General features: G+C 60.2%; 17 protein-coding genes. 16 read left to right on the top strand and 1 reads right to left on the bottom strand.

What is annotated here, in order from left to right:
- The first annotated feature begins 10 nt into the window (after positions 1 to 10).
- From QQ992_RS16755 to QQ992_RS16725, 7 genes are read left to right on the top strand one after another with little or no spacing between them, the layout of a single operon-like run.
- Positions 11 to 877: a DUF6651 domain-containing protein gene (locus tag QQ992_RS16755; protein WP_286110353.1), complete on the top strand. Its 867-nt coding sequence runs from the start codon at positions 11 to 13 to the stop codon at positions 875 to 877.
- 9 nt (positions 878 to 886) lie between these two features.
- Positions 887 to 1,855 (top strand): major capsid protein, encoded by a 969-nt coding sequence (locus QQ992_RS16750; RefSeq protein ID WP_286110352.1) that lies wholly within the window; start codon positions 887 to 889, stop codon positions 1,853 to 1,855.
- A gap of 42 nt (positions 1,856 to 1,897) precedes the next feature.
- The gene (locus tag QQ992_RS16745; RefSeq protein ID WP_013972417.1) at positions 1,898 to 2,194 is read left to right on the top strand and encodes a hypothetical protein; all 297 of its coding nucleotides are present in this window, start codon (positions 1,898 to 1,900) and stop codon (positions 2,192 to 2,194) included.
- The gene (locus QQ992_RS16740) at positions 2,194 to 2,565 is read left to right on the top strand and encodes a hypothetical protein (protein ID WP_286110351.1); all 372 of its coding nucleotides are present in this window, start codon (positions 2,194 to 2,196) and stop codon (positions 2,563 to 2,565) included. Before QQ992_RS16745 ends, QQ992_RS16740 begins: the two co-directional genes overlap by 1 nt.
- Position 2,566: 1 nt before the next feature.
- Positions 2,567 to 2,947, top strand: a complete 381-nt coding sequence (locus QQ992_RS16735) for a glutamate 5-kinase (RefSeq protein ID WP_286110350.1) — start codon at positions 2,567 to 2,569, stop codon at positions 2,945 to 2,947.
- A 2-nt stretch (positions 2,948 to 2,949) separates the two neighbouring features.
- The gene (locus tag QQ992_RS16730; protein WP_286110349.1) at positions 2,950 to 3,339 is read left to right on the top strand and encodes an HK97 gp10 family phage protein; all 390 of its coding nucleotides are present in this window, start codon (positions 2,950 to 2,952) and stop codon (positions 3,337 to 3,339) included.
- Complete coding sequence (locus QQ992_RS16725; protein WP_286110348.1) at positions 3,336 to 3,740, top strand: phage tail terminator-like protein; 405 nt, start codon at positions 3,336 to 3,338, stop codon at positions 3,738 to 3,740. Before QQ992_RS16730 ends, QQ992_RS16725 begins: the two co-directional genes overlap by 4 nt.
- Before the next feature lie 9 nt (positions 3,741 to 3,749).
- Here the strand turns inward: QQ992_RS16725 and QQ992_RS16720 are convergent, their stop codons facing one another.
- Complete coding sequence (locus QQ992_RS16720; RefSeq protein ID WP_286110347.1) at positions 3,750 to 4,334, bottom strand: hypothetical protein; 585 nt, start codon at positions 4,332 to 4,334, stop codon at positions 3,750 to 3,752.
- A 110-nt stretch (positions 4,335 to 4,444) separates the two neighbouring features.
- On the opposite strand from QQ992_RS16720, the gene QQ992_RS16715 reads away from it, so the two are divergent.
- The 9 genes from QQ992_RS16715 (at position 4,445) to QQ992_RS16675 (ending at position 11,554) form a co-directional block, all read left to right on the top strand.
- Positions 4,445 to 5,614, top strand: coding sequence for a phage tail tube protein (locus QQ992_RS16715; RefSeq protein WP_286110346.1), 1,170 nt, complete (start codon positions 4,445 to 4,447; stop codon positions 5,612 to 5,614).
- A gap of 57 nt (positions 5,615 to 5,671) precedes the next feature.
- The gene (locus tag QQ992_RS16710) at positions 5,672 to 6,157 is read left to right on the top strand and encodes a phage-derived protein YdaY family protein (protein WP_286110345.1); all 486 of its coding nucleotides are present in this window, start codon (positions 5,672 to 5,674) and stop codon (positions 6,155 to 6,157) included.
- 107 nt (positions 6,158 to 6,264) lie between these two features.
- Positions 6,265 to 6,519, top strand: coding sequence for a hypothetical protein (locus QQ992_RS16705; protein ID WP_286110344.1), 255 nt, complete (start codon positions 6,265 to 6,267; stop codon positions 6,517 to 6,519).
- 47 nt (positions 6,520 to 6,566) lie between these two features.
- Entirely contained in the window at positions 6,567 to 6,878 is a 312-nt protein-coding gene (locus QQ992_RS16700) for a hypothetical protein (protein WP_286110343.1), read from the top strand.
- Between the two features lie 42 nt (positions 6,879 to 6,920).
- Positions 6,921 to 9,842, top strand: coding sequence for a phage tail length tape measure family protein (locus QQ992_RS16695; protein WP_286110342.1), 2,922 nt, complete (start codon positions 6,921 to 6,923; stop codon positions 9,840 to 9,842).
- A gap of 62 nt (positions 9,843 to 9,904) precedes the next feature.
- Positions 9,905 to 10,354: a gas vesicle accessory protein GvpU gene (gene gvpU, locus QQ992_RS16690; protein ID WP_286110341.1), complete on the top strand. Its 450-nt coding sequence runs from the start codon at positions 9,905 to 9,907 to the stop codon at positions 10,352 to 10,354.
- Between the two features lie 83 nt (positions 10,355 to 10,437).
- On the top strand, positions 10,438 to 10,581 hold the full coding sequence (locus tag QQ992_RS16685; RefSeq protein ID WP_286110340.1) for a hypothetical protein: 144 nt from the start codon (positions 10,438 to 10,440) through the stop codon (positions 10,579 to 10,581).
- A 26-nt stretch (positions 10,582 to 10,607) separates the two neighbouring features.
- Complete coding sequence (locus QQ992_RS16680; RefSeq protein WP_286110339.1) at positions 10,608 to 11,078, top strand: transposase; 471 nt, start codon at positions 10,608 to 10,610, stop codon at positions 11,076 to 11,078.
- Complete coding sequence (locus tag QQ992_RS16675; protein ID WP_286110338.1) at positions 11,075 to 11,554, top strand: DUF1833 family protein; 480 nt, start codon at positions 11,075 to 11,077, stop codon at positions 11,552 to 11,554. The genes QQ992_RS16680 and QQ992_RS16675 overlap by 4 nt, the downstream gene beginning before the upstream one ends.
- Positions 11,555 to 11,556 lie beyond the last annotated feature (2 nt).

Below are 11,556 nucleotides of genomic sequence, written 5' to 3'. Positions count from 1 at the left end.
GCGCCATTTCGTGGCGCGCAATTGCAAAGCCTCGCCCAGTGCGGGGCTTTTTCATGCCTGCGGTTCGGATGGACGGGGCGACCTGGGGCCGGATGGCTCACCAACAGGCCGGATGGCCCAGAGAGACGAAATGAAACTCAAGACTGTTGAAGTGGATGGCAAGCAGTACGCAGTTATCGAAGATGGCAAGCCTGTCTACACCGATGACGACGGAAAGGACGTCGCCTTCGATGCGGTCGGCACTCGCAACACCATCACCCGGCTGAATGCCGAGGCGAAGTCGCACCGTGAGCGCGCGGACAGCTTCGAGAAAACTGCGAAGGCGTTCGAAGGCATCGAAGATGCTGCGGCCGCCAAGAAAGCCCTGGAGATCGTTGCCAACCTCGACGCCAAGAAGCTGGTGGATGCCGGCGAAATCGAGAAGGTGAAGGGCGAAATCAGCAAGGCCTTCCAAACCCAGCTGGATGAAGCTAACGGCAAGGCGCAGACCTTCGAGCAGCAGCTGTACGCCGAGAAGATCGGCGGCAGCTTCGCGCGCTCCCAGTTCATCGCCGAGAAGATGGCTGTTCCCGCTGACATGGTCCAGGCCGCCTTCGGCAGCAACTTCAAGATCGAGGAAGGCAAGGTCGTCGCGTACGACGCCCAGGGCCAGAAGATCTTCAGCCGCGCTCGCCCGGGCGAACTGGCCGACTTCAACGAAGCGCTCGAAACCCTCGTCTCGCAGTACCCCCATCGCGACCACATCCTGAAGAGCTCCGGCGCCAATGGCGGCGGCGCGCCGAACGGCGGTGGCCAGCACAAAACCACGAAGGGCAACTTCGGTGGTACCAAGGCTGAACGTCTTGAAGCCATCAAGGGCCTGACCGCAAGCGAATAAGGAGGCCCAATGGCCCTTTCGAACATGAAGGTATTCAACGAATACCTCAAGCGCACCACCATCGAGACCCTGGCTCAGGATGTCGAGAAGTTCAACGCATCCTCGGCCGGCGCCATCCGCCTGACAACCCAGGGCATCGACGGCGACTTCCTGCAGGAATCGTTCTGGGCCGGACTGCACGGCGCCCAGCGTCGCGTCGACCGCTACGCCGACAACGGCGCCCAGGCGTCCACCCCGCTGGCCCAGAAGCAGTACGACTCGGTGAAGATCGCCGGAGGCTTCGGCCCGATCCTGTGGGAGCCTTCCCAGCTCTCCTGGATCCAGAAGAACCCGGAAGAAGCGCTGGAAGTGATCAGCCGGAACCTGTCCGAAGCCATCATGGCGGACCAGCTGAACACCGCCATCTCGGCCCTGGCCGGCGCCATTGGCAACCAGCCGACCGCCACCAACGACGTTTCGGCGACTGCTGGCGTGACCTACGTCGCGATCAACAACGCCCACGCGCTGTTCGGTGACGCTTCCCAGCGCCTGGTGGCCCAGGTCATGACCGGTGCCATGTACCACAAGCTGGTCGGCCAGAACCTCGCCAACGCCGAGCGTCTGTTCCAGTTCTCCGGCGTGCAGGTGGTCGACATCCTCGGCAAAGCCGTGATCATCACCGACGCCCCTGCGCTGTACGAGGCCGGCACCCCGAACAAGCAGAAGGTGCTCAGCCTGGCCGACGGCGCAGCGGTGGTGATGGATGGCTCCGACCTGATCACCAACATCGAGACCTCCAACGGCAAGGAGCGTATCGAGACCACCATGCAGGCCGACTACACCTTCGGCCTGGGCCTCAAGGGCTACACCTGGGACACCGCCAACGGCGGCAAGTCGCCGACCAACGCCGAGCTGTCCACCGGCACCAACTGGGATCTGGTGGCGAACAGCATCAAGGCCTCGGCCGGCGTACTGACCATCGGCGACGCCACCAAGTAACCGGTACCGCGCCCTCCGGGGCGCATTCCCCAGGAGATCGCCATGAGCGAGAAAGTGATTTACGAGAAGCACCCGGTCAGCCCTGAGCGTAAAGCCGAACTGCGGCAGAAGGGGTACAAGATTATCGATGCGCGTTTCGCGCCCGATGGCTACGAGCACCCGGAGCCCCTGAAGGAAGCCAAAGGCTCGAAGGCTGGCAAGTCCGCTGCCGACAAGAAGGCTGCCGAAGAAGTCGAGCTGAAGGCAAAGCTGCAGGCCTCCCTGATCGAAAAGGGCGTGCAATTCAGCCCTGACGCCAGCCTGGAAGACCTCAAGAAGCTGCTGGACGAGGCCGCGTAATGACCATCTACGTCACCGTCGAGCAGGTAGACGCCCTGCTTGGGCCGACCTGGGCGCCCGACGACCAGAAGGCCCGGGCGGTGCTGATGGCCAACACCTGGCTTACCAATCTCGGCCTGCCTGAGTTCGAGCCGGTGCCGGATGACGTGATTCAGGCCGGCGCCGAGATCGCCAGAGAGGCTGCGGCTGGCAACATCTACGGCAGTAAGGAAACCGGCGTGCTGAGCAAGTCGGTCCAAGCTGGCAGCGTTTCCAGCAGCAAGTCCTACTCGGAATCATCCCGCACCATCAGCGCCGGCGAGTCCTTTGCCCTTGCGTTACTGGCGCACTACCTGAACAGCAGCGGTCAGACAAAAGTCGTGAGGTGCTGACATGGGCCTGCGAAGCGATATCCAATCTGACCTGGCCTCTGCGTTCGATACCGATCTGGCTGATGCCGTATCCACATTCACCGGCACTTACATGGGGCCAGGCGCCTGGGATCCTGTGAACGAAACGACCACGGCCCAGCCTGTGACCTACACCGGGCGCGGCGTCCTAGACAGCTACGACAGCCGGCGCATCGACGGCCTGAACATCCTGGTGGGCGACCTTCTGCTGATCTGTCTGGCCAACGAAGTCACCGACAGGCCGGCCGTTGGGCACCAGATAACGGTCACTGACCTGATGACAGGGCAGCCCGCTGTGTATCGCGTGGTAAGCCCGGCGCCTGATCCAGCCAAGGCGCACTATGAAGTCCAGCTGAGGAAGTAGCCATGGCCAAGAGCAGGGGATGGAGTACACCGCCGAGCCTGTTCGTTGGCGTGGTCGAGGAGCAGCTTGCTCTGAGGGTCAGAACGATATCGCTGGAAGTTCTCCAGCAGATTGTCCTGGCTTCGCCGGTCGATACCGGGCGATTCCGTGGCAACAACATCGTCAGCATCGGGGCGCCTGTCTACACCAGTCTCGATATGGTCGACCCGTCAGGCGGGGAAACCATATCCCGAGGGCTATCGGTCATGACAGGCCTTGAGCCATACACCCAGGTGTTCATCCAGAACAACCTGATGTACGCCGTGCCGCTTGAAGATGGCCATTCGAAGCAGGCTCCCGCCGGTATCTACGGCGTTTCCTTCAACAGTGTCGCGCAGAAGTACAGCTCATGACCTTCGAACAAATCCGCGCCATCGTCATCGGGCGCATGGCGCAATGGACCGGCATCCCTGCTGATGCAGTGGATTACCCGAATCCACCAAAGCCATTTGATCCTGCTGGTCGCAGTATTTGGGCCCGCCTGGCGGACATACCCGGCCTGAGCAGCACGCCAGAGGTCGGAATCGGCCCATGCGTGCGCCAGACAGGAATCGTCGTCATTCAGCTGTTCGTGCCAAGCTACAGCGGCACCCTGGCTATCACAAGGGCCGTGGACACACTTGTCGCCCAGTTCCAGTACTACAGCGCGCCAGAGGGGCCTTTCGACTTCTTCGAAGCATCACCGCAGGTCGTCGGCGACGACGGAAGCAACTGGTACCAGGTCAACGTCCGGGTCCCGTACAGGGCCTACTGAGAGAAACAGCTACAGGATGCCGAGGTAATGCCGTAACTCAAACCACCACGCCCTTACCCCATGCTCATCGACGGCGTCCGAAAAATCCACTGGGATTTCGTCAACCTTTCCTTCTGGCCAGTCAGAGAATGCATGCACGATTACCGCGGATGATTTTTGAATTTCGCCTGTTGCGTAGTAGCCCTGAGGAAGTCGGTTGATTTCATTAAGCTTCAGATAAAACTGATGCCTCCAATGCTCCTCATGGCCTTCGCACTCCTGGATGAGAAGAGGTGAAGAGATCCTGTGCTTGGTTTTTTTATAATCGAGAATAAGGCGAGCAGAGGTTAACCATGCGAGTCGGTCTGATGGGGGGAATGCCAGTTCTTGATTGCCTCCCATCAACGCTGAAAAGGCGCGCTCAAGCGTAGATGCAGCATGGTTGAGTAGTCTTTCGTTTTCTCTAACTTCATCCGCAGCCTTCCTTTCTTCGCGAAGATTTAGGCTGTTTCTTCTGATTGTCCAGAATGCCCCGAACGCAGACGCTGAAGCAGCGATGGCTGAGGCTGCGCTTAGGGCGAGGGTCACTATGGTCGTGGTTTCAGCGTCGATCATGGCAGTCCTTATCACTTGTCGATACAGGACATCCTACTTGACGTTGTTATCACGAAAAACACCCACCGCCACATGGCGGTTTTTTTACGCCTATCGATAGGAGAAACCGCATGTCGAGCGGAGCCAAGGTCCAGCTGGCCTGGATCAAAGAAGTAACCCCTGGCGTGACCCCGGCCGGCGACTGGAACGTGCTGACCCGCATCAGCAACGGCCTGATGCCGACCTTCAACTCGGAAGAGAACAACGAGATCGGCTTCACCCGCATGTCGCAGGGAACCGCCCAGACCACCGTGGATGTGGGCGGCGATATCGAAACCAAATGGCGCTACGGCGCGCTGGACGAGTTCATGGCCTCCTGCTTCGGCAGCAATTGGGCCACCAACCAGCTCACCATGGGCGACGACCGCATCACCTTCTCGATCGCCTCCTACGCGACCGACATCGGTGTGTCGGCCATCGCTCGCGGCGTGCAAGTCGCCACCATGAACTTCGATTTCCCGGGCGACAACGAAGTCACGGTCACCACGACCATGGCGGCGCGGTCCTGGGATGACAAGGGCGATAACACGTCGTTCATCATCAACGCTCAGCCCGAGACCAGCCAGCGCCGCTTCAGCTTCAAGGACATCAGTGGCCTGAAGATCAACGGAGTCCAGGTGGGCGAGGACAACGCGTGCGTCGACAGCTTCAACCTGCAGTTCGACAACGCCGTCCAGACCCAGCGCTGCATCGGCAACGGCAACCCGTACCCGGGCAACATCATTGCCACCACGTTCACCCCGTCCGGCGCGATCACCATCAGCTGGTCGAAGATGGCCTACGAGCTGTGGAAAGCCCAGAAGACCAACGACGCGATCAGCCTGGAATTCACCATCGGCAACGCCGACGGCGGCTACAAGTTCCTGATCCCCGAGATGGAAGTTACCGCTGATTGGCCCGATGGCGGCTCGACCGACATCATCCAGGTGGAACTGAACTACACGGCCCGCCGCGTGACCCCGACCATCACCCGACTCCCGGCTCCGATTGTGGTGGCTGCAGTAGATGTCACCCCGGCCACCCTGAGCGTGGCAGTGGGCGATACCGGTGACCTCGAAGTTGTGGTCACCCCGGCCGGTGCCAGCCAGCAAGTCGCCTGGACCAGTTCTGCACCTGCCATCGCCAGCGTGAGCGAGACCGGCCTGGTCACCGGCCTGGCCGTCGGCACCGCCACCATCACTGCGACCAGCGCTGCAGACGGCACCAAGACCGACACCTGCGCTGTCACCGTCACCGCTTAACCATTTGCCTGGCGCGCCCTGCGGTGCGCGTCGGGCCTTTTACCGCAGAGGAATACCATGGGCATCACCATTGCAAATAAGCCTGAGCTGGATATCAACGGCGAGCGCTGGGTGCACTTCAAGGTCGGCGCCAATGGCCTGGCCGTAAAATGCGACAAGGGGCCGGACACTGCCTCGATTCTGGTCGCATCCATCGCCAACCCGATCTACAAGTCGCACCAGGCCGTGATCCGCAGGCACCTCGCCGCGCTGAACCAGCAGGCCGGGGTGGGCACTGCCGGCTTCACCATCGACTCCATCCCGGATGTTGAGCTCGAAACCGACGACGACCTGTTCATCAGCCTGGCCACCAAACACCTCATCAAAGACTGGCAGGGGATCGACGTCGAAGAGCGCCCTGGCGAGCCAGCCAAATACACCCCGCAGCTGTGCAAGGCCCTGATCGAGCAGCTGCCCAGTATCTACTTCCTGGCCCTGCGCACCGCCCTGGACATCGCCAAGCGCATCGAGGAGCAGGCCCAGGCCACTGCGGAAAAGCAGTAGCGGCATATCGCTGGGGTAGGGACTGGGCCGGGCCGGAGAACGAGAAAAAGCGCTGGAAGCATGAGCGCCTCGGGCTGGGCACCCAGGATCCTCCGGAGATCGACGATGTGGTCGCTGAGATCCTCGAGGCATACGGACACATTGGCAGGTCCCGGCAGTACGTCGGCATGATCGGCGCGCCGGCCACGATCGCGCCATCAGCGATCACCGAATACCTCGACCGCTACCCCACGGTGATATGCCGCGAAGAGTTCGATGCCGCCATCTTCGCTCTGGACGACGAGTTCCGGAAGCGGTGGGATGAGCAGCAGGAGAAAGCGCAGGCGGAATCAGCAGGCAAGAGCGGGCCTAAGCGGCGCTGAAGTCCACAAGCATGTGTTAGATTCTGGCCATCTTTATGGAGGAAGCCATGAATCGAACGCTATTGATCGCCGCCCTTGTCTGCATACCTCTACCCGCTCTCGCCGCGAGCGGGGCCGAGACCTGCAAAAAAATATCTGCAATGGCTGGCAAGGCAATGGAGGCTCGCCAGAACGGTGATCTTCTTGAGGATGCAATGGCATCTGTAGGCGATCAGAGCAAATTTTCTGACGCAATGGTGGTTAAGGCCTATGCCTTGCCAGTGGCCGCAAGCTCTGCAGGAAAGGAAAAGTACGTTTCTGAGTTCAGAAACGCCGCATACGCAGAATGCTACCGAAACATCATTGAGCCAATGAAATAACAGAACCCGCTTCGGCGGGTTTTTTAACCCCCGGAGAAAGGTATGGCGCAGGAATCCCGCCTGGCGGTAACAATCGACTCGCGGGGCGCAAAGCGCAATGCGGACGATCTAACCGGATCTCTTGAGCGCATGGAGCGTGCTGGTGACGCGGCAGCTGCGTCGGCGGATGGCGTGAGCAGCAGCCTCGACGATCAGCGAAAAGAGCTTTCCCAGCTGCTGGGGCAGATCAATCCAACTGTTGCTGCACTCGGTCGACTCGACGACATGCAGGAGAAGCTGTCCAAGCTCAAGAAGGCTGGAATTGTCGAGAGCGATACATTCGTCGAGTACACGCAGCGTATCAACACGATGCGCGATGCTCTAGGCGACACTGCCGAGGGCATGAACAAGGCGGGAATGTCAGCCAAAGCCTACCAAGCTGCGCTACGTGGTGTCCCTGCGCAGTTCACCGACATCGCTGTTAGCCTCCAGGGCGGCCAGGCCCCGCTGACAGTTTTCCTGCAGCAGGGCGGGCAACTTAAAGACATGTTCGGCGGGGTCGCTCCTGCCGCTAAGGCCTTGGGCGGATATATCCTTGGCCTGGTTAACCCGTTCACCGTTGCTGCGGCAGCAGCTGGTGCTCTGGCAGTGGCCTATTACAAGGGTTCTGAGCAGTCTGACGCCCTGCGCAACAGCTTGATTCTGACAGGCAACTTTTCTAAGGCCTCCGAGGCACAGCTGATCAGCTTGGCCGAATCAGCCGATCAGGTGACAGGGACGTTTGGCCAGGCTGCTGGAGCACTGGCGCAATTGACCGCTGCCGGCGAGAACACCACAGGTAATTTCAAGCTGATCACGACCACCGCCGTCGAGATGCAGCGAGTCACTGGCAAGGCGGTAGAGGAGACGGTCGCCGAGTTCATAAAGCTCGGCAAGGACCCTGTGGCCGGTATTGTCGAGCTCGATGAAAAATACCGGTTTCTTACTGCATCGGTGTATGCGCAGATCAAGGCCCTGTCAGACCAAGGTAATGCCGTAGCTGCTGCTGACCTGGCCGAGCGCACATACGCCGAGGCGATGGGGCAGCGAACCTCTAAGATCCGCGATAACCTGGGCGTGATTGAGCGCGGCTGGCTCAATATCAAGGACGCGACGAATGAAGTTCTGGATGCGTTCGCCAGCATCGGCAGAAGAAGCGCCGAGAGCGAAGAGTCGGCGATCAAGAAGCTTCAACAGGAATTGGCCTACCGGAATAGCTTGCTCAATACGGGCTATGAAGATGATACGACCAGATCTCGCATAGCTGAGATTGAGCAAGAACTGAGCAAGCGGCAGGAAATCCTCAGGGTTAACCAGAAAACGCTGGAAGAAGAGGAGAGGCGCCGACGGGTCCAGGAGGAAGGCCGCAAGGGCCTGGACGCGCTGGACGCCAGCTACAAGAGCGCCCTGACCCAGGTTCAGCGACTGAATAAAGACCTCGCCGATCTCGACAAGGCAAAGGCGAAAGCTGTTGAGGCTGGCGTTTTCACTGCCACTGAGGAAGCAAAATACGCCACAGCCCGGAAGAACATCGAGCAGGAAATCGCGGACATCAAAACCCGCGAGGCGAAGAAGAACGCACCGAAGAACGTCAACCGTGGCGTGGCCGAGGCAGAAAACACCTTCGCTCGTCTGTATGGCCAATATGACCCAGCGGCCCAGGCCGCCCGGGCGCTGACCAAGGAACAGGGTCAGCTTGATCTGGCGCTGAGCAAGGGCAAGATCACTCAGGAGGAGTACAGCAAGGCGCTGGCCCAGGCCTCGATCAACTACGCATCAGCTCTGAAAGGCGCACAGGGCCTGACCGCCGTCGAGCAGTACCGTGCCCAGTTGCAGCGCCAATTGGTGAATGAGCAGGCCCAGTACCAGCTTGATGCCGCCAGCATCGGCATGGGCGACCTTCAAGCCTCACGGATGCAGCAGCGGCTCAACCTGGAGATGCAAACCAACGACCGCCTGCTGCAGCTGCAGACCGAACTGGCCAACGCCACGGACGAGAAGCAGCGACAGGCGCTCCAAGGCCAGATCGATGCCATCAACGAGTTCCTGCCGCAGCAGCTTGCCGCGATGCAGGCAGGCTGGGAGCAGATCGACCAGGCCATGCTCAACCCGATCAACGGGTGGACTGCGGCGGTGCAGAACTTCGGCAACCAGGCACGCGACATCGCCGGGCAGACGGAGTCGATCTTCTCCAGTGCGTTCAACAACATCTCCACCGACATCACCGACGCGATCATGTCCGGGCAGCTGTCCTTCAGCAGCCTGGGCGACATTGCCAGCAACGTGGTGCGCGAGATCATCACGGGCTTCGTGCGGATGGGCGTGCAGATGGCGCTGAATGCGGCGCTGAACGCCACCTTGGGCACGGCAGCGGCAGGCCAGAGCATGATCCTGGCCGGCACTACGGCCACGGCCTGGGCCCCGGCTGCGGCGATGGCATCGCTGGCGACTCTGGGTGCCAACTCCGTGCCAGCTGCTGCTGCGCTGACCTCGACCACTGCCCTGGCCACCAGCCTGGCTGTGATCCCTGGCTTCGCCACCGGCGGCTACGTGTCCGGCGCCGGTACCGGTACTTCGGACAGCATCATGGCCCGCCTTAGCGACGGCGAGTTCGTGGTGAATGCCGCGGCGACCAAGCGAAACCGGGCGCTGCTGGAGGCCATCAACTCGAATGAGCGGGTATCGGTGGCCGGCGGATCTGGCGCGGTTGTCTCGACGCAAGCAGGGCCGTCCGGGGCATCTGGCATTCAGCAGAATATCTACATCCAGAACCACACCACCGCGCAGGTCGAGCAGCGCCGCATGCCTAACGGAGACCTTGAGTTCGTTATTCGCGAGGCAACTGACCGTGCCGTGCAAGAGGTGGCTGGTCAGCTTGCATCTGGTTATGGCGATGTAGTGGATGCAGGTGAGGGTGCTTATGGATGGAGGCGGCCAGGAGGGTAGCGCGGGTGGCATATAGCCACGATTGGTGCATAGAATGCCAATCCACTCACGGAGGATGTTTCATGGAAAATGCAGTGAATCTGGGTGCTGACGAGCCCAATGTAAACGATAAGGTGGACAGGGATTGGCTGCTTCAGCACCTTGTTACTCACGCGAATCTAGCAAAGGACTTCCATCAGCCGATCACACTTTGGATGGCTGGCGGCATGATCTCCGGGGTGTTGGTTTCTGGGCAAGAGTACTTCGATGCTTATACCGAGCAGTTCGTGTCCCGTTTCACTCCTGAGGCAGCAGAGGGGACACGTAAAACTCTTCGCAATATTGGCAGCAGGTACTATGAAAAAGATGAATCCCCTGATGCCGGCAACACTATCTTTATCCATCTGATCAATGCTAAGTTCTGGACTCCGAGCGGGTCAATACCTTCGAGCAAGGGAGCAGGGATGGTTTGGCGTGGAAGGTTGAGCCAAGTAACAGGGTTCAGCCTTGGCCAGCTAGAGAAAGCTGAGTAAGAAGTAGAAGGCCCCGTAAATCGGGGCTTTTTTATGGGCGCCATCCGGCGCAGAGCCGCAGTAATCCCACCTAAGAGCAAGCCATGACCACCGAAACCGAAGAGGCTGATGACGGGCCGGGCGCAACTGTGCCCGATCCTGTTGTCCCGCCAGACGAGAAAGAGCTTCTCCTGCAGCGGCGCCTCGCCCGCATCGAGGAAGCCCTGGGCCTCAGCCCTATCACATAAATCGAAACCTCAGCTGAGGAACGGCAATGATTCAATACCCGGCAGAATTGCCACTTCCTCTGCAGGAGGGGTATGGGCTGAGCACGGTTGATCCGATGCGGGCTACGCCGATGGTTACCGGGCGTTCGCGGTATCGGAAAGTAACCAGTAACCCGCCAACCTCCGCTCAGTTCACATTCAATTTCAGTCAGGAAGAGGCAGCCCTTTTCGAGGGTTGGTATACCTGGGCTCTGAACCTTGGCGTCGAGTGGTTCGAGATGCCTCTTCAGACTCCGCTTGGCATGCAGGTGCACCTGGTCCATTTCAAGGGCATTCCCACTGGAGGGGAACTGGCTCAAATAAAGCGCTGGCGTTTCTCTGCTCGCTTGGAGTTCAAGGAGCGCCCGGTCTACACCGAGGACCAGTACCTCGGCGCCTACCTGGGCATGCCGCTTGACCAGTTCAACGCCGGCCTGCAATCCATCCTTGATAAGTGGCACACGGAGTACTTCGGATGAGCCTGATCGAAGAGTGCTATGCCTCTGGCCGTGGCGAGCTGGTCGACACCATCGAGGCGCGGGAGGATGGCGGCACCGTCTCCCACCTGTACTGCTCTGGATGGGAAGACCGGGTGTGCGCCACCGAAGACGGCCGCACGCTGACCTTCATCGCGATGGCCATGGACCTGGCCCTGCCGAAGAACGACAACAGCGCGTTCCAGAACCTGGTGCTGGGCCTGGACAACGTGACCGGCGAGGTTCAGGAGGTGGTGGAGGCGGCCAAGGCTGCCGACAAGCGCTTCATCATCACCTTCCGGCGCTACCTGGCCGAAGACCTGTCATTCCCGAGTGAGCGGTACCGCATGACGCTGCTCAGCCGTGAATATGAGGACGACGTAGCCAAGCTCACCGCCGGCTTCTTCGATCTGCTCAATACCAACGGTCTGCGTACCGTCCTGACCACCTCTCTGGCACCTGGCCTGAAGTACATCTGACC

It is taken from the genome of Pseudomonas kurunegalensis, from assembly GCF_030291635.1.
In the GTDB taxonomy this organism is placed as follows: domain Bacteria; phylum Pseudomonadota; class Gammaproteobacteria; order Pseudomonadales; family Pseudomonadaceae; genus Aquipseudomonas; species Aquipseudomonas monteilii.
The sequence above is the reverse complement of the archived record's forward strand: the minus strand, read 5'-3'. Positions and strand labels throughout refer to the sequence as shown.